The organism is Aquimarina sp. EL_43, from assembly GCF_943422735.1.
GTDB classification, from domain to species: Bacteria; Bacteroidota; Bacteroidia; order Flavobacteriales; family Flavobacteriaceae; genus Aquimarina; species Aquimarina megaterium.
Map to the genome: position 1 here is coordinate 2,805,403 of NZ_CALSBR010000001.1, position 17,541 is coordinate 2,822,943.

Annotated in this window: 16 protein-coding genes; 14 read left to right on the forward strand and 2 right to left on the reverse strand. The window is 33.5% G+C overall.

Annotated features, from left to right (window positions below; all coding sequences use genetic code 11):
• Positions 1-3 precede the first annotated feature (3 nt).
• The 4 genes from NNL09_RS11875 (at position 4) to NNL09_RS11890 (ending at position 5,141) form a co-directional block, all read left to right on the forward strand.
• Entirely contained in the window at positions 4-966 is a 963-nt protein-coding gene (locus tag NNL09_RS11875) for an alpha/beta fold hydrolase (RefSeq protein ID WP_196910772.1), read from the forward strand.
• A gap of 13 nt (positions 967-979) precedes the next feature.
• Positions 980-3,394 (forward strand): bifunctional aspartate kinase/homoserine dehydrogenase I, encoded by a 2,415-nt coding sequence (thrA, locus tag NNL09_RS11880; protein WP_196910773.1) that lies wholly within the window; start codon positions 980-982, stop codon positions 3,392-3,394.
• A gap of 146 nt (positions 3,395-3,540) precedes the next feature.
• A complete protein-coding gene (locus NNL09_RS11885; protein WP_025665124.1) occupies positions 3,541-3,966 on the forward strand; it encodes an OsmC family protein in 426 nt (141 codons plus the stop codon).
• Complete coding sequence (locus tag NNL09_RS11890; RefSeq protein ID WP_196910774.1) at positions 3,963-5,141, forward strand: PLP-dependent aspartate aminotransferase family protein; 1,179 nt, start codon at positions 3,963-3,965, stop codon at positions 5,139-5,141. Before NNL09_RS11885 ends, NNL09_RS11890 begins: the two co-directional genes overlap by 4 nt.
• Before the next feature lie 100 nt (positions 5,142-5,241).
• Here the strand turns inward: NNL09_RS11890 and NNL09_RS11895 are convergent, their stop codons facing one another.
• Both NNL09_RS11895 and NNL09_RS11900 read right to left on the reverse strand, forming a co-directional pair.
• Positions 5,242-5,433 (reverse strand): hypothetical protein, encoded by a 192-nt coding sequence (locus NNL09_RS11895; protein ID WP_025665122.1) that lies wholly within the window; start codon positions 5,431-5,433, stop codon positions 5,242-5,244.
• A 438-nt stretch (positions 5,434-5,871) separates the two neighbouring features.
• A complete protein-coding gene (locus NNL09_RS11900) occupies positions 5,872-6,414 on the reverse strand; it encodes a lipocalin family protein (protein WP_196910775.1) in 543 nt (180 codons plus the stop codon).
• Between the two features lie 326 nt (positions 6,415-6,740).
• Here NNL09_RS11900 and NNL09_RS11905 point away from each other — a divergent pair, with 326 nt between their 5' ends.
• The 10 genes from NNL09_RS11905 (at position 6,741) to NNL09_RS11950 (ending at position 17,240) form a co-directional block, all read left to right on the forward strand.
• Positions 6,741-7,007, forward strand: coding sequence for a DUF2061 domain-containing protein (locus tag NNL09_RS11905; RefSeq protein WP_025665120.1), 267 nt, complete (start codon positions 6,741-6,743; stop codon positions 7,005-7,007).
• A gap of 32 nt (positions 7,008-7,039) precedes the next feature.
• On the forward strand, positions 7,040-7,666 hold the full coding sequence (locus NNL09_RS11910; protein ID WP_196910776.1) for a phosphoadenosine phosphosulfate reductase family protein: 627 nt from the start codon (positions 7,040-7,042) through the stop codon (positions 7,664-7,666).
• 21 nt (positions 7,667-7,687) lie between these two features.
• Entirely contained in the window at positions 7,688-8,647 is a 960-nt protein-coding gene (cysD, locus tag NNL09_RS11915) for a sulfate adenylyltransferase subunit CysD (RefSeq protein WP_025665118.1), read from the forward strand.
• Between the two features lie 148 nt (positions 8,648-8,795).
• Entirely contained in the window at positions 8,796-10,043 is a 1,248-nt protein-coding gene (locus NNL09_RS11920; protein ID WP_025665117.1) for a sulfate adenylyltransferase subunit 1, read from the forward strand.
• A 106-nt stretch (positions 10,044-10,149) separates the two neighbouring features.
• Positions 10,150-12,240 carry a HEPN domain-containing protein gene (locus NNL09_RS11925; RefSeq protein WP_025665116.1) on the forward strand — a complete coding sequence of 697 codons (2,091 nt, stop codon included), beginning with the start codon at positions 10,150-10,152 and terminating at the stop codon, positions 12,238-12,240.
• A gap of 8 nt (positions 12,241-12,248) precedes the next feature.
• Positions 12,249-13,016, forward strand: coding sequence for a uroporphyrinogen-III C-methyltransferase (gene cobA, locus NNL09_RS11930; protein ID WP_025665115.1), 768 nt, complete (start codon positions 12,249-12,251; stop codon positions 13,014-13,016).
• A gap of 21 nt (positions 13,017-13,037) precedes the next feature.
• Positions 13,038-13,631 carry a bifunctional precorrin-2 dehydrogenase/sirohydrochlorin ferrochelatase gene (locus tag NNL09_RS11935; RefSeq protein WP_025665114.1) on the forward strand — a complete coding sequence of 198 codons (594 nt, stop codon included), beginning with the start codon at positions 13,038-13,040 and terminating at the stop codon, positions 13,629-13,631.
• Complete coding sequence (locus NNL09_RS11940; protein ID WP_025665113.1) at positions 13,628-14,683, forward strand: NAD(P)/FAD-dependent oxidoreductase; 1,056 nt, start codon at positions 13,628-13,630, stop codon at positions 14,681-14,683. The genes NNL09_RS11935 and NNL09_RS11940 overlap by 4 nt, the downstream gene beginning before the upstream one ends.
• Before the next feature lie 248 nt (positions 14,684-14,931).
• Entirely contained in the window at positions 14,932-16,065 is a 1,134-nt protein-coding gene (locus tag NNL09_RS11945; protein WP_196910777.1) for a hypothetical protein, read from the forward strand.
• Between the two features lie 2 nt (positions 16,066-16,067).
• Entirely contained in the window at positions 16,068-17,240 is a 1,173-nt protein-coding gene (locus NNL09_RS11950) for a heparan-alpha-glucosaminide N-acetyltransferase domain-containing protein (RefSeq protein WP_196910778.1), read from the forward strand.
• Positions 17,241-17,541 lie beyond the last annotated feature (301 nt).

The window sequence follows — 17,541 nt, forward strand, 5'->3', positions numbered from 1 at the left end:
ATAATGCTTCAAGAATTAGACATCTTAAACTACACTACGATAAAGGGAAAATCTATAGATCAGATTCATCTCACATACGAAGTATTTGGGAAACCTCTCTATACGGCACCAATTGTTTTAGTTAACCATGCTCTTACCGGCAATTCTGCTGTATGTGGAGAGCATGGTTGGTGGAACGGCTTGATAGGGAAAGATAAGTGTATAGATACCAATAGATATACTGTTCTGTCTTTTAATATTCCTGGAAATGGATATGATGGAAAAGAAGAAAACTTAATCGAAGAGTATAAAATATTTAATGCACGAGATATTGCTGTTATATTTTCTGAAGGGCTAAAACTATTGAAAATTGATAAACTACATGCCGTAATCGGAGGATCTGTTGGTGGTGGTATTGCATGGGAATTAGCAGCTCTTAATCCTAGTTTAATTACCCATTTAATTCCAGTAGCTACAGATTGGAAATCTACAGATTGGTTAAAGGCTAATTGTTTGGTACAAGAACAGATTTTATTAAATTCTAAAAACCCCGTTCGTGATGCCAGATTACATGCTATGTTAATCTATAGATCCCCAGAATCATTTAAGCAAAAATTTAATCGTACTTATAATGATGAAAAAGACATGTATAACATAGAAAGCTGGCTATTGTATCATGGAGAAAAACTAGACGGTAGATTTGCACTTTCTGCATACAAAGAACTAAATCATATCCTGGCAAATATCGATATAACCAAAGGGCGAGGAGATTTTGATGAAGTAGTCGCATCAATCCAATCCAATATTCATGTCATCAGTGTAGATTCTGATATATTTTTTACAGCGGAAGAAGACAGAGTTACATTTAAAAAGCTGAAAAGAGTAAAACAAAATGTTACTCACAAAATAATTAACTCGGTTCATGGTCATGATGCCTTTTTAATAGAATTTGAACAATTGAATGCATTATTGAAAGATGTGTTTTAAAGAAAAAGAAAAAATGAAAGTTTTAAAATTTGGAGGAAAATCACTTGCTAACGGAAAAGGAATTCATGCAGTGATAGATATAATTGAAGATAAGGTTAAAAATGGTGAAAAGATTACCGTTGTCCTTTCTGCTCGTGGTAATACAACCGATGAGCTTGAAGACATTCTTGAAAAAGCCGTTAAAGGAAAAAAATATCAATCGCAGCTAGAAGCGCTTAAAAAGTATCAAATTGCAGATTTTAATAATGCCGATTTTACTCAGGAATTCGAAACATTAGACAAGCTTTTTGAAGGAGTTTCGCTTTTAGGAGACTATAGTAAGCGGGTAAAAGATCAAGTACTATCACAAGGCGAAGTTGTTTCGGCCAAATTGGTAACGCAAATTCTTAAAGAAAAAAACATCAAAGCTAATTTTACCGATAGTAGAACTTTGATCATAACAGATGCCCAATTTGGAGATGCACAGCCTCTCGATAAGTTATCCAAAGAAAATGTAATTAATCATTTTCAAACGTATAATGGTACTACGGTAAATATAGTCACAGGTTTTATAGCCTCTAATACCAAAAATGAAACGACTACTTTAGGAAGAAACGGAAGTAATTATACAGCATCATTATTAGCGAACTATCTAGAAGCAGAGGAGTTACAGAGTTTTACTCATGTAAACGGGATCTATACGGCAAACCCAGACTTAGTGCCCGATGCCATAAAAATTGAAAAACTATCATTTACAGAAGCTAATGAATTAGCATATTTTGGAGCTAATATTTTACATGCAAAAACTATAATCCCCTTAATTGAAAAGAATATCCCGCTTAGGATTTTGAATACTTTTGATCATAAAAATAAAGGAACTTTAATTACATCAGAAGCGAGTGAAAAGGGAATCAAATCTCTTTCGGTTTTAGAGAATGTAGCTCTAATCAATCTCGAAGGAAGAGGACTCTTAGGGAAAGTAGGAGTAGATGCAAGAATATTTAAAGCACTAGCCCATAAAAATATTAGTGTTAGTATTATTTCGCAAGGTTCATCAGAGCGTGGGATAGGTTTTGTTGTTGAGGCTGATAAAGCAAAAGAAGCTAAATCTATATTAGAACAAGAATTCGAATCAGATTTTTATAAACGTGATGTTAGTGGGATTTCAATAGAAAAAGATGTCTCTGTGATTTCTATTATTGGCCAGGATCTAAGCACATTTCATAAGCCATACAATGCATTGATTAAGAATCAGGTAATTCCATTATTGTTTAATAATACAGTTACAGGAAAGAATGTGAGTTTGGTAGTGCGAAAAGAACAATTGCATCGTGCCCTAAATGTGATTCATGGTGAGATTTTCGAAATTTCTAAAAAAATCAACATAGCCATATTTGGTCATGGATTAGTAGGAGGTACGTTGATAGATCAAATCTTAAAATCTTCAGAACAGATAGAAAAACGAAAAAAAATTAACCTTAATATTTTTGCAGTAGCAAATTCTAGAAAAGTACTTTTAGATAAAAACGGGGTAACGCAAAACTGGAAAAATGCTATCGATGAAAAAGGAATTTCATATACGGTCGAAAATGTGATTCGATTTGCAGATGATCATCATTTAGAAAACCTGATAGCTATTGATAATACAGCCAGTCAGGGGTTTACAGAAAACTATATCAATTTGGTAGAACATGGTTTTGATTTAGTTTCCTCTAACAAAGTAGCCAATACATTAAGTTTTAATTTTTATAAGAAATTAAGAGCTAAACTAGAAGAAAATCAAAAAAAATACCTGTATGAAACTAACGTAGGAGCTGGATTACCATTGATTGATACTATTAAGTTACTGCATTTGTCAGGAGAAAATATAACTCGAATTAAAGGTGTTTTTTCTGGGTCACTAAGTTATTTATTTAATACTTTTTCTATAGAAGAACGACCGTTTAGTGAGGTGTTGCAAGAGGCAATTGATAAAGGGTTTACTGAGCCTGATCCGAGAGAAGATCTCTGTGGTAATGATGTAGGCCGAAAATTGTTAATTCTAGCAAGAGAATTAGATTTAAGTAATGAATTTGAAGATATTAATATTCATAATTTAATTCCTGAAGAATTAAGGGCTGGAGAAGCAAAAGAGTTTTTAGGAAGGCTAAAAGAGTTGGATGTTGTTTATAAAAAAGTTAAAGAAGAGCAAAAACCTGATCATGTATTGCGATATATTGGTGATCTTTGGGGTGATTTGTCACAAGAGAAAGGAAATTTGGATGTTAAATTAGTTTCTGTACCTCAAAGTAGTGCGTTAGGACAAGTAAAAGGTTCCGACTCTATATTCGAGATTTATACAGAATCATACGGCGATCAACCTATCGTAATTCAGGGAGCTGGTGCTGGAGCAGCCGTAACAGCAAGAGGAGTGTTTGGAGATGTCTTACGATTAGCAGAAAAAGGATGAAATTATAATTGCGTTAGGGATTGAGGCGACATCCTTTTATAATCCTGTCACCCTAAAATAGAATCAAGGGATTTTGATAGATTATAAAAGATATAGCTGAAAGCCCGACCCCTGATTGATTAGGGGAACGCCCAAAACAATATACAATGAAAATACAACTAAAAAGAATAGACAACGATTATCATTTCGAATTAAAAAATGAAAGAGGACATGTAACCTATATAGATAGTACAGCCAAAGTTGGAGGACACGACCAGGCGCCAAGCCCAATGGAATACGTATTGATGGGGGTAGCAGGATGTAGTGCAATTGATATAATTTCTATTCTGAAGAAACAACGACAGGAAATTACAGACTATAGAGCAGAAGTATATGGTGCTCGTGAAGAAATTGATGGAGCAAAACCATTTAAAAAAATTACAGTAACCGTTTATCTTGAAGGGGATATTACTCCAGAAAAAGCACTGAGAGCGGCAGAATTGTCATTTGAGAAATATTGTTCGGTATCCAAAACATTAGAACCCACAGCTACAATAGAGTACAAGGTGGTAGTTAATAATAAAGAAGTATGAGCCTTAAAAGTTTAAATTTTGAAACACAAGCGGTAAGAACTCAAACTGATAAAACACAGTTTTTAGAGCATTCTACACCAATGTATTTAACCTCGGGCTTTGTTTTTGAAGATGCCGAAGAGATGAGAGCCTCTTTTGCAGAAGAGAAAGAACGAAATCTATATAGCCGTTTTAGTAATCCTAATACAACAGAATTTGTAGATAAGATTTGTAAATTAGAAGGAGCAGAAGACGGGTATGCATTTGCAACGGGTATGGCAGCAGTGTTTTCTACATTTGCTGCGTTATTAGATGCTGGCGATCATATTGTTTCGGCTCGATCTGTATTTGGTTCTACTCATACTTTATTTACTAAATATTTACCAAAGTGGAATATCGAAACCAGTTATTTTAGAGTAGATGAGGTGGATAAAGTAGAAAGTTTGGTCCAACCCAATACAAAAATTATATATGCGGAATCTCCAACAAACCCGGGAGTAGATGTTTTAGATTTAGAATTGTTGGGTTCGATAGCAAAAAAACACAACCTGCTTTTGGTTATTGATAATTGTTTTGCGACTCCATATTTGCAAAACCCAATTAAGTTTGGTGCAGATTTGGTAATTCATTCTGCAACTAAGCTAATTGATGGCCAGGGAAGGGTTCTGGGAGGAGTGACTGTTGGTAAAAAAGAACTAATAAGAGAAATTTACCTCTTTTCGCGTAATACAGGACCATCACTATCGCCTTTTAATGCTTGGGTATTGTCTAAAAGTTTAGAAACCTTGGCAGTTCGGGTAGACCGTCACTGTGAGAATGCACTAAAATTAGCAGAGTTTTTAGAATCGCACCCTAAAATAAACTGGGTGAAATATCCATTTTTGAAATCTCACCCACAATATGAAGTTGCCAAAAAGCAAATGAAAATGGGAGGTAATGTTGTTGCTTTTGAAGTAAAAGGAGGTGTACAAGGAGGTAAAACTTTTTTTAATAGTGTACAAATGTGCTCTCTGTCTGCTAACCTTGGTGATACTAGAACCATAATTACACATCCTGCTTCAACAACACATAGTAAACTAGCCGATGAAGACAAGCTTGTTGTAGGGATTACAGATGGAATGGTGCGTTGTTCTGTGGGATTAGAGCATATTGATGATGTTATATCGGATATAGAACAAGCATTAGAAAAAATATAGAAGCTATAAAACTTCTTATAGTATTGATATAAAATGAAAAATGCTCTGAAGATCAATTTTTCAGAGCATTTTTTTGATGAAAATTAATTAATTTTTACGGTTATATAAAATGACAACGCCCGTTTGACATGCATGTACCTGCATCACAAAATAAACGTACTCCACCTCTCCAGGTACAGCATTGATATCCATTTTGATAACAACCAAAACCTCTTCCTCCCGAACCAGAGATTGAACTTTGTTCGGTTTTACTTAATAAGGAAACTCCTTTTAAATTTAAAATTTTTTTCATGATATAATTTGTTTTAAGAATACACACAATATCCATTAGGTAGACATTGCCCTACATCACAGAGACTTCCATTACCTGTTTCTCTGCAGCACTGATTTCCGTTTTGATAACAAGGAGTCCCGCTGCGCGAACCTAAAATTTGACTTTGAACGTTTTTACTTAATAAGGTAACTCCTCCTAAGTTTAAAATTTTTTTCATAATGTAATTTGTTTTAAGAATGAATAGAATTGCACCTTTAAATCAGGGTGTTATTGGTTAAATGAACAATTCTATAATTTAGTTTCTCAAACTTAAAATTTCAATATAGGATATAGACCCCCGTAAACAGGGGAATATGTATTTTTGATTATAAAAACAGGTTTTTTGGAAAATAAGCAAATAAAAAAACTGAGAAATTTCTCGGTTTTTTTATTCAAAGAATTTAGAGGCTTATCGCCTTATTTTTTTGTCAGAGTAAAAATTTGACTTCCGGTAACTTCAAAAGTAATTCCTTGTTGTTCGACTGTTTCTTTGATGTCTTTTTTTATACTCATGGTTTGTGCTGTTAATGCAATAATATCAAAAGACGCGTCTTTTTCGGCAACAGTAGTAATTAATTTGGTCCCATCTATTTTCCACTCCCCAGCTCCAATAAAATCTGGAATTGATTCTTCATAATCAATAGATTGTGTAGGGATAGTTATTTTTGCCACTAATGTAAACCCTCCAGAGCTAATAAAAGTATTGGGTTTATCGGCATCAGAAACTTCTGTAAAAGTTGCTTCTGCAGTATAATCTTTACCCGATATAGAATAACTACCACTCACAGGTATGTTTTCAATGGTAGCAGTAACTTTTCCATTTTCAGATTTGACATCCGAAAGATTCCACTCACCAGGGATTAAGGATTGATCAATTTCAATTGGAGAATCATCATCGTTGTTACAAGAAACAAATAGTAAGGTACTTGCTAAACATAAAAGCATTGCAAATCTTTTCATTTCGATTATGTATTTTGGGTTAATATTACTTTTATCAACGAGTTAGAAATTCACATATTGTCATTTTTTCTAGACAAAATCTCTTTTTATGTGATTTTTAAGGATAATTAATAAAAGTTTAATAGGATGTTCTTCAATAAATTATCTAACGATTCTGGGATTGATTTAATAATCTACTAAGTTACTAGGGTTTTTGTTGAAGATATCATAATTCTTATGATTTTCTACAAGAACTTTTGAGATTTTTGTGCTATAAACAAAATATTATATATACATTTGTTTAATAATCTACTATTCCGATAGGGTAATAGAGTTTTTAGAAAAAAATGATTTTAGATCAAATGATATTAGATAAAGTGGCTACGCAGAAAACAACGTATCAGGACGATAAAACCTCTGAGAAACCAATACGTAGTATCGCAAAAGCAGTAAGCTGGAGAGTCGTGGGTACATTAGATACATTAATAGTGTCTTATGTGTTAACGGGGGAGATTGCTCTTGCTACTTCGATTGCATCTATTGATTTTGTGACAAAAATGATTCTGTATTTTTTTCACGAAAGAATTTGGAATCGTATTAAATGGGGAAAATAATTGCTATAGTAGAAAAACAAGTATAGTAGGCTATGAGTTTAACAGAAAAAGAAATAGAAAATTTAAATAAATCTCTAAAGGACAAAACACCTTTAGAAATTGCACAATGGGCAGTTTTAAATGCGAAAACTCCGGTTGTAACTACTAATTTTAGGCCATATGAGGTTGCAATTCTTAGTGTTTGCTCAAAAGCATTATCAGACATTCCGGTAATATGGTGTGACTCTGGGTACAATACTCCAAACACATATAGACATGCCGAAGAGGTTATTGATATGCTAGGACTGAATATTAAATTATATGTACCTAAGCAGACCACAGCGCATAGAGATGTAACTATGGGGATTCCGGATATTGATGATCCCAAACACAAAATTTTTACAGAACAAGTAAAATTAGAACCATTTAGAAGGGCAATGTCTGATTTTGCTCCCGATGTTTGGTTTACAAACCTAAGGAAAGGACAAACGACACTTAGAGATTCCTTGGATATTGCAAGTATGGGTAAAGATGGAGTTTTAAAAGTAAGCCCATTTTACTATTACAGTGATGAAGAGTTAGATGTGTATTTAGAAGAACATAAATTACCTAACGAATTTAAATATTTTGATCCAACTAAAGTGTTGGAAAATAGAGAGTGTGGATTACATACTAACTAATAAATTACGAAAAAGATAAGAATGGAAATACTAGAAAAGAAAATAGAACAATTAGAAGGGACAGCAGGTAATCTGGCTGGAGCATCTGTTCTTAAGGTAAATCCTTTGGAGAGTGAAGCAATTTATATTTTTAGAGAAGTAGTAGCACAGTTTGAAAAACCAGTATTGCTTTTTTCTGGAGGAAAAGACTCTATTACTTTAGTACGATTGGCTCAGAAAGCATTTTATCCAGGAAAAATCCCTTTCCCTTTATTGCATATTGATACGGGACATAATTTTCCCGAAACTATAGAATTTAGAGATCGATTAGTTAAAGAATTAGGCGTAGAACTTATTGTTCGCAATGTTCAGGATTCTATCGATCAAGGCAAGGTTGTAGAAGAAAAAGGAAAATATGCTAGCCGTAACAGCTTACAAACTACCACACTTTTGGATGCTCTGGAAGAATTTAAGTTTGATGCAGCTATTGGTGGAGCTCGTAGAGATGAAGAAAAAGCCAGAGCCAAAGAACGTATATTCTCTGTTAGAGATGATTTTGGTCAATGGGATGAGAAAAATCAACGCCCTGAATTGTTTGATCACCTTAACGGAAAAATTGATTTAGGCCAAAATGTAAGAGTGTTTCCAATTAGTAACTGGACAGAATTAGATGTATGGAGTTATATCCAAAAAGAAGGAATCGAAATTCCGTCGATATATTTTGCTCATACCCGTAAAACATTTGTGAGAGATGGGATGATTTGGTCTGCCGAAGATGATGTTGTGTATAGAGAAGATGATGAAGTGGTAGAAGAAAGAATGGTGCGTTTTAGAACTGTTGGTGATATGTCATGTACCGCAGCAGTCCTTTCTGATGCAATTACTATAGATAAAGTAGTATCAGAAATCAGAGAATCTACAATTTCAGAACGAGGAGCTCGTATCGATGATAAACGATCTGAAGCTGCGATGGAAAAACGAAAACAACAAGGATATTTCTAAAATTAGTTGCTGGTTATTAGTTTTCTAATGATTAGTGAAAATATAAATTAAGGATCAAAATAATTGGTGATAGTATTGGTAAGGAATCTTTTATGAGTCATAAAAAAAGACCTTCAACAAAAAACTATTAACCATCAACCAAAATAAGATGGATGTATTAAAAATAGCAACAGCAGGAAGTGTAGATGATGGTAAAAGTACCTTGATCGGTCGTATTCTATATGATACAAAATCATTAACAACAGATAAATTAGAAGCAATTGAAACCAGAAGTAAAGCCAATGGTTTTGATTATTTAGATTTTTCGTTGGCTACAGATGGATTGGTAGCCGAACGTGAACAAGGGATTACTATTGATGTTGCTCATATCTACTTTTCTACAAAAACCAAAAGTTATATTATAGCAGATACCCCCGGACATATTGAATATACCAGAAATATGGTTACAGGAGCATCGACATCACAAGCCTCTATCATTTTGGTAGATGCTCGTAAAGGTGTAATAGAACAAACCTATCGTCACTTTTTTATCAATAATCTGTTAAGAGTTAAAGATGTGATTGTAGCAGTTAATAAAATGGATTTGGTAGATTTTTCTCAGGAAAAATATGAAGCTATTAAAGCCGATTTTGAAACATTGATCGAAAAAAGTGATTACAAAGAACAGAATATAACGTTCATCCCGGTAAGTGCATTGCAGGGCGATAATGTGGTAGATAAATCTGAGAATACCCCATGGTATACCGGGCAAACTTTACTAGAACACTTAGAGAAATTAGATGCACAGGATGTGTATGAAAAAGCTCAGGTACGTTTTCCAATTCAAACCGTAATTCGTCCTAAAAAAGATGAGTTTCATGACTTTAGAGGATATGCAGGTAAATTATACGGAGGCGACCTTTCTGTTGGAGATGAGGTAACAATTTTACCTTCATTAACTACATCAAAAGTAAAAGAAATTTACTTCTTTGATCAGAAATTTGATACCGCAGGTAGAGGAAGTTCTTGTACTATTACCTTAGAAGATGATGTAAATGTAAGTCGAGGAGATATGATTGTAAAATCATCAGAGAAGCCTCGGGTAGAAAAACAATTGACCGCAACAGTATGCTGGATGGACGGTAAAGATCTAAATCCAGGAACGAATTACTTTATACAAAGCGGAAGCAATAGAATTCTAGCAAAAGTGAAGAGTATAAACGGAACCATAGCAACCGATTTTTCTGGAGATAATACTTCAAAAAATGCTTTGAGTTTAAACGAAATAGGAAAAGTTCAGATACAGTTGAGCAAACCTTTAGCAATTGATTCTTATAGTAAGAATAAAGCTTCAGGATCATTTATATTAATAGATTCACAAACCAATACAACTTCAGGAGTTGGTTTTATAGAATAAATATAAGCCATTCTTTATAGGAAGAAAACAAGAAATTTAGAATAATAAAACCATCATACAAAAGTCATAACTATGACCTTTTTTAAAGGCAGAAATACGAAAAAAGATGCAAAGTTTTAGAACCGAAATAGAAAACCCAATTGTTCAAAAAGACGTTATAGAATTAGCTAATAAAATTGAGCAATTCCATAAGGGTAAGATTGATGAAGAGAAATTTCGTAGCCTTCGTTTGGCGCGTGGTGTATATGGCCAACGCCAGGAAGGAGTGCAGATGATTCGTATTAAGTTACCCTATGGTAAAGTGTTGAGTAATCAACTAAGACGTATTTGCGAAGTTTCTGATGAGTATTCTAGAGGAAGACTACATATTACGACACGCCAGGATATTCAGATTCATTATGTAGATTTAAATAGGACTCCTGAGCTATGGGCAGAGTTAGAAAAAGATGATGTAACGTTAAGAGAAGCTTGTGGTAATACAGTTCGTAATGTAACCGCATCAGAAACTGCCGGAATTGATCCAAAAGAACCTTTTGATGTATCACCTTATGCAGATGCATTATTTCGCTTCTTTTTAAGAAACCCTATCTGCCAGGAAATGGGGCGTAAATTTAAAGTCTCTTTTTCAGGAACCGAAGAAGATACCGGGCTATCCTATATGCATGATTTGGGCTTTATTGCTAAAATTGAAAATGGAGTTCGAGGATTTAAAGTAATGTTAGCCGGTGGATTGGGATCACAACCAAGACATGCAGATGAATTATACAGTTTCTTGCCTTCAGAAAAGATCATTCCTTTAATGGAAGGGGTATTGAGAATTTTTGATCGTCATGGGGAACGTAAAAGTAGAGCCAAGGCAAGAATGAAGTTTTTACTTAAAGACATAGGTCTTGAAGCATTCAAAGAATTAATAGAAGCAGAGCAAAATGCAATAGCTCAAAAAACTGTTGTGATCGATGCAGAATCATATAAAACATCAACTCCGGTTGAAACCGAAATACCTCAAGTACAGATCAAAAACCAAAAAGTTTTCGACCTGTGGAAATCTACCAATGTAATTGCTCAAAAGCAAGAAGGATACGTAGCTATAGGTATTAAAGTACTATTGGGTGATTTTTATACAGATAAAGCCAGATTGCTGGCAGATTTAGTAGAGAAATATGCAGCCGGAGAGATAAGATTATCATTGCGTCAGAATATTTTGATTCCTTTTGTAAAAGAAGATGCAGTACCGTTCTTTTATCAAGAATTAGAGAAATTAGGATTTGTAGAATCAGGATATAACAAAGCAGTAGATATAACAGCTTGTCCAGGAACAGATACCTGTAACTTAGGAATTGCCAGTAGTACAGGTATTGCCGAGGAACTAGAACGTATAATCAAGACAGAATATCCTCAATATCTTGAAAAAGAAGATTTAGTGATCAAAATTAGCGGATGTATGAACGCGTGCGGGCAACATAATATGGCAAATATTGGTTTTCAAGGAATGTCAGTACGAACTAAGGATAAATTAGTTGCACCCGCATTACAAGTACTATTAGGAGGAGGAAACTTAGGAGGTGGTAATGGTCGTTTTGCAGATAAAGTAGTAAAAATACCTAGTAGAAGAGGACCAGAAGCATTACGCAGAATTCTTAATGATTTTGAAGCAAATGCAAATGGAAAAACTTTTATAGAGTACTATACCGATCAAGGTGAAAAGTATTTCTATGACTTTCTTACCGATTTATCCAATGTAGATAATCTTACCCAAGAAGATTTTATCGATTGGGGAACAGAAGAGAATTATGTGAAGGCAATTGGTGTGGGAGAATGTGCGGGAGTAGTTATAGATTTAATAGCTACCTTATTCTTAGAAAGTGAAGAGAAAATAGAAAATGCAAAAATATCTTTTGAAAATGAGATATACTCTGATGCTGTGTATCACGCATACAGCTCATTAGTAAACTCAGCAAAAGCATTGTTGTTAGCCGAAAATAAAAAAACGAATACGCATGCCAAAATTATAAATCAGTTTGATGAAGAATTTGTCGCAAGCGGAAAAGTACAATTAGAAGGAACATTTGCCGACTTGATTTATCAACTTCAAAAAAATGCACCTACCAGAGATTTTGCAGTAGATTATATTAAAAATGCAGAGCAATTTTTGCAAAAAGTGCAGGAATTCAGAGCTGTTGAAGTAGAAAATGCATAAAGAAAATAATGAATAATAAAACACCAAAATTAACAGTAGTAGGAGCAGGTCCGGGAGATCCTGATTTGATCACTCTAAAAGCAATTAAAGCTTTAGAGTCTGCAGATGTGGTGTTATATGATGCACTCATTAATGAAACCTTATTGGGTTATGCATCTAAAGCAGAGAAGATATTTGTTGGTAAAAGAAAAGGATGCTATGCATATCAACAAGAACAGATTAATGAATTAATAGTAAGTAGAGCCAAAAGCCATGGGCATGTAGTGCGATTAAAAGGAGGAGATCCTTTTATTTTTGGACGTGGAGCAGAAGAGATTGATTACGTACAACAGTTTGATGTAGAGACCAATATGGTTCCGGGGATATCATCATCTTTAGCTGTTCCAGCATACCAGGGAATCCCATTAACAAAAAGAGGATCCTCAGAAAGTTTTTGGGTGATTACAGGAACCACAAAATCCCACAAATTATCACAGGATATATGCCTGGCAGCAAAATCAAATGCAACTGTGGTAATTTTGATGGGAATGAGTAAGTTGAATGAAATAGTTAGTATCTTTGCTGCCGAAAATAAGCAAGACATTCCAGTAGCTATTATCCAAAACGGAACCACAGAAAAAGAGAAGTTTGGATACAGTACAATAGAGAATATTGAGGAAGTAGTTTTAGAAAAAGAATTATCCTCACCAGCAATTATTATAATAGGGGAAGTGGTAACCCAACGAGTTCGACTAGCTTCGATTTATAATGAAGTTCGAGAAGAAATTGTATCTTAATAGTTTTGGACTAGCTTAAAGATGAAAGAAAGAAACAATTTATATCCAGTTTTTTTAAAAGCTGCAAACCTTGAAACCCTTATCGTAGGAGGAGGAAATGTAGCAGAAGAAAAACTTACGTTCTTATTAAAATCCAGCCCAGATGCTAAGGTGACTATAGTATCATCAATGTTTAGAGAAGGTACAATAGCATTAGCGAATAAGTTTGGAGTGGAAATGATACATAAAAAATATCACAAACGTTTTCTCAAAGGAAAACATATTGTGATTGCTACCACAGATGTTCCTAAAGTTAATATGCAGGTGTATAAAGATTGCAGGAAACGAAGTATACTGGTTAATGTAGCAGACAATCCGCCGTATTGTGATTTTTATATGGGCGCGATTGTAACCAAAGGCAATGTAAAAGTGGCAATCTCTACTAATGGGAAATCACCGACTACAGCCAAACGATTACGTCAGTTTTTTGAGGAAGCGATACCTGAAAATATTGATGATTTAGTTAAAAATTTAAACGAGTACAGAAAAACAATAAAAGGTAATTTTGAAGAAAAAGTGGAGACACTAAACGAATTTACTAAAGGATTAATAGGAAAAAAAGAAGTTGAAAAATGATTAAGACTGATATTTTAATAATCGGAGCGGGACCAACAGGACTATTTACTGTTTTTGAAGCAGGATTACTGAAGTTAAAGACGCATCTTATTGATGCCTTACCACAACCAGGTGGGCAATGCTCAGAAATATATCCCAAAAAACCAATATATGATATTCCTGGTTTTCCAGAAATACTTGCAGGAGAATTGGTAGATAACCTAATGGAGCAAATAAAACCTTTTAAACCCGGGTTTACTCTAGGAGAAAGAGCAGAAACTATCGAGAAATTAGAAGATGATACTTTTTTGGTAACTACCAATAAAGGAACGCAACATAATGCACCAGTAGTTGCAATTGCAGGAGGATTAGGTTCTTTCGAGCCTCGTAAACCACCGATCCCAAATATTGCAGATTTCGAAGATAAAGGAGTAGCGTATATCATACGTGATCCAGAAGTATATAGAGATAAACGAGTTGTAATTGCAGGAGGAGGAGACTCCGCTTTAGATTGGTCGATTTTCTTGGCAGATGTTGCCAGTGAAGTAACTCTAGTGCATAGACGAAACGAATTTCGTGGAGCTTTAGATTCGGTAGAAAGAGTAGCAGAACTTTCTAAATTAGGAAAAGTAAACCTGATTACTGAAGCTGAAGTAAAAGAATTGAAAGGTGATGATCACATTACAGCGGTTGGTATAAAACATAAAACAAAAGGTGAAATTATTTTAGATACAGATTATTTCATCCCGTTATTTGGATTATCTCCAAAATTAGGACCAATAGGAGATTGGGGATTAGAGATCGAAAAAAATGCGATCAAAGTAGATAATTCATACGATTACCAAACTAATATCCCGGGAATTTACGCTATTGGCGATGTAAATACATATAAAGGAAAACTAAAACTAATTCTTTCTGGTTTTCATGAAGCAGCCATTATGTGTCAGAGTGCTTATCAAAGAATCTTTCCAGATAAAAAGTATGTGATGAAATATACAACTGTTGGTGGAGTAGAAGGATTTGATGGAACTAAAAAAGAGGCTAAAAAAGAAGTAGTAAAAGCTATTAATTAGAAAAGAGTTTATTTTAAAAATAAAACAGGTGTATACCGAAAATCAATTTTTCGATATACACCTGTCCTTTTTTAGAACCCTATGAACCAAGGTTAAATTGTTTCAATATCTCATTTTAATGTTATTAAAATGGTATAATAGATTACAAAATAGGTTGTACTTCTATGAAATGATGTGTTTTGTAGAAAAAAATTTTAAACTCTGTTTTTTTTCTTTACCTATGGTTCTAATTTTTTTTAAACGTTCTTATGAAAAAGCTATTTTCTATTCTTTCGATTGTTTTTGTGTTAATTGCTTGTAAAAATAAAGCTGAAACTGAAAAAAATGTAATTACTAAAAACAAAATACCTGTTTATGCATGGGCGCATCTACCCGAAAATGCATCAGATGAAGAATTAAAAAAACAATTTCAGGAATTAAAAAATAAAGGAATAGATGGTTTAATGTATTCTGCAGGTCATGACCCTTTAACCTATAAAAGAGTCGGTAAAATTGTTAAGCAAACGGGGATGGAGTTTCATGCATGGATACCGACCATGATACAAAACTCTAATCCAAAATTAAAACCAGAATGGTACGCTATTAATCGAAATGGTGAATCTGCATATGATAAACCAGCATATGTTTCGCACTATCAGTTTTTGTGCCCTAATAAAGATGAAGTGTATGATTTTCTTAATAGCCTATACAGTAGTGTTGCTGATGTAGAAGAAGTAGATGGAATTCATCTAGATTATATACGGTTTCCAGATGTGATTTTGGCAAAAGGGTTATGGGAAAAATATAACCTGGTAATGGATAAAGAATATCCTCAATTTGATTATTGTTACTGTGATAAATGTGTTCATGATTTTAAAACGTTATCAGGCATAGATATTAAAGATGCTGAAGATCCTTCACAAGTCGAAGAATGGAAACAATTTCGTTATGATTTGATAACTAAAACGGTGAATAAATTAGCAGATGTAGTGCATGGTAAAAATAAAGTGATTAATGCAGCAGTGTTTCCAGGGCCAAATTCTATTGCAAAAAAACTAGTAAGACAAGAATGGGATAAATGGAATTTGGATGCATTTTTCCCTATGAATTATAATGATTTCTATCTAGAAGATACAAAATGGATTGGCGAACTAACAAAAGAAGAAGTAACTGCTGTTAATAATAAGAAACCTGTTTATAGTGGTTTATTCATTTGTCCGAAACCTAAAAATAAGGCAAATGAAGCAGATCCCGAAAATCATGGATTATTACCCGAAGAATTAGAAGCTGCAATTATTGAATCTATTCAAAATGGAGCCACTGGCATTTGTTTATTTACACCAAATAGGATGACAGATGCACATTGGGAGGTCTTGCAAAAAACAATTAATGCAGATTTTTAAATATGAGAATTGCATCAATAGATATTTTTAGAGCTTTAACAATGGTTTTAATGATCTGGGTAAATGACTTCTGGACACTTACAGATATTCCTAAGTGGCTTCAACATGCGACTGCTAGTGAAGATTATATGGGATTTTCTGATATTATTTTTCCGTTGTTTTTATTTATTGTTGGCCTTAGTATTCCTTATGCAATCGAAAATAGACTTGCTAAAAAAGAAAGTAAGACTTCAATAGCAAAGCATATAATTATAAGATCTTTTTCATTGCTGTTAATTGGTTTTTTTATGGTAAACTATGAAACAGCTCACCATGAAAGCATTCTTGTTGGAAAATATTTTTGGGGTTTACTTATGGCCTTGGCAGTACTATTAATTTGGATGAATTGGAAAAAAAGCCCAATTCAAAAAAAATGGCATATCTATTTTCAGGCCTTAGGAATTATTATACTTATTTTTTTGGCAGTTATATACAATGGAGGTCCTCAAGGAGAAAATTGGATGAAAATACAATGGTGGGGTATTTTGGGGCTTATTGGTTGGGCCTATGCTATAAACGGGTTAATTTACCTATATAGTAAAAGGAATATTGTGATAATAGTTGTTTTATGGGTGGTTTTTAATCTACTTTCTATATTGAATCAGACCGATAAGCTAATTTTCGAAAATGATAGTATTACTTTGTTCTCTACATTATATACAGGTACTATTCCTGCATTTACTACAGCAGGTATTGTTGCAACATTAATATTTAAAAAGCTATCAGGAACCAATATAAAATGGCGATATATAAGTTTAATAGGATTAGGGGTACTACATATTATTTATGGAATAGCAACCAGACCATATTGGGGTATTTCTAAAATACAAGGAACACCATCTTGGTTAGCTATCTGCACAGGAATAGGTTTTCTTATGTTTGCAATATTGTATTACATTACAGATGTGAAAAAACAAACTAGTTGGGCAAAGATAATTGCTCCGGCAGGTACAGCAACATTAACATGTTATATGATCCCTTATCTTTTGTATCCAATGTATGCCATTACCGATATTAAATTTCCTGATATTTTGAACTCTTCAGGCTTAGGGCTGTTTATATCTTTTATCTTTTCTTTATTAGTAGTCGTTTTTACGGGCTGGTTAGAACAAAAAAAATATAAGCTAAAACTGTGATGTCTTCTTTTTTCGTTCTATTTCTTTAGCATAATAATGATGAAAGGTAGATGATAGTATTGATTTTATTTTTTTCATTAAGAGGCACTTTTTTTTATTGGTTTAGTTTTTATAAAATAGATGTTAATAAATGATTATTATTTGAATGATTTTTTATAAGATTCAGTATATTTGATCCTTCAAAATCTTCATAATTACTGGTTTAAAAAAACGAGATACGACTCTTAAATAAAATACGCTAAACAATTTAAAATAAAATGTAAAAGACCTTAAATAAAATCGGTAAGGTCTTTGATTATAT

Excerpts from the sequence above, each read along its gene's own strand:
- NNL09_RS11895 (WP_025665122.1), bottom strand. The coding sequence starts at position 5,433 with ATGAAAAAAATTTTAAATTTAAAAGGAGTTTCCTTATTAAGTAAAACC.
- NNL09_RS11950 (WP_196910778.1), top strand. The coding sequence starts at position 16,068 with ATGAGAATTGCATCAATAGATATTTTTAGAGCTTTAACAATGGTTTTA.
- NNL09_RS11900 (WP_196910775.1), bottom strand. The coding sequence starts at position 6,414 with ATGAAAAGATTTGCAATGCTTTTATGTTTAGCAAGTACCTTACTATTT.
- NNL09_RS11925 (WP_025665116.1), top strand. The coding sequence starts at position 10,150 with ATGCAAAGTTTTAGAACCGAAATAGAAAACCCAATTGTTCAAAAAGAC.
- NNL09_RS11890 (WP_196910774.1), top strand. The coding sequence starts at position 3,963 with ATGAGCCTTAAAAGTTTAAATTTTGAAACACAAGCGGTAAGAACTCAA.
- NNL09_RS11910 (WP_196910776.1), top strand. The coding sequence starts at position 7,040 with ATGAGTTTAACAGAAAAAGAAATAGAAAATTTAAATAAATCTCTAAAG.
- thrA (WP_196910773.1), top strand. The coding sequence starts at position 980 with ATGAAAGTTTTAAAATTTGGAGGAAAATCACTTGCTAACGGAAAAGGA.
- NNL09_RS11875 (WP_196910772.1), top strand. The coding sequence starts at position 4 with ATGCTTCAAGAATTAGACATCTTAAACTACACTACGATAAAGGGAAAA.
- NNL09_RS11935 (WP_025665114.1), top strand. The coding sequence starts at position 13,038 with ATGAAAGAAAGAAACAATTTATATCCAGTTTTTTTAAAAGCTGCAAAC.
- cysD (WP_025665118.1), top strand. The coding sequence starts at position 7,688 with ATGGAAATACTAGAAAAGAAAATAGAACAATTAGAAGGGACAGCAGGT.
- NNL09_RS11885 (WP_025665124.1), top strand. The coding sequence starts at position 3,541 with ATGAAAATACAACTAAAAAGAATAGACAACGATTATCATTTCGAATTA.
- NNL09_RS11945 (WP_196910777.1), top strand. The coding sequence starts at position 14,932 with ATGAAAAAGCTATTTTCTATTCTTTCGATTGTTTTTGTGTTAATTGCT.
- NNL09_RS11905 (WP_025665120.1), top strand. The coding sequence starts at position 6,741 with ATGATTTTAGATCAAATGATATTAGATAAAGTGGCTACGCAGAAAACA.
- cobA (WP_025665115.1), top strand. The coding sequence starts at position 12,249 with ATGAATAATAAAACACCAAAATTAACAGTAGTAGGAGCAGGTCCGGGA.
- NNL09_RS11940 (WP_025665113.1), top strand. The coding sequence starts at position 13,628 with ATGATTAAGACTGATATTTTAATAATCGGAGCGGGACCAACAGGACTA.
- NNL09_RS11920 (WP_025665117.1), top strand. The coding sequence starts at position 8,796 with ATGGATGTATTAAAAATAGCAACAGCAGGAAGTGTAGATGATGGTAAA.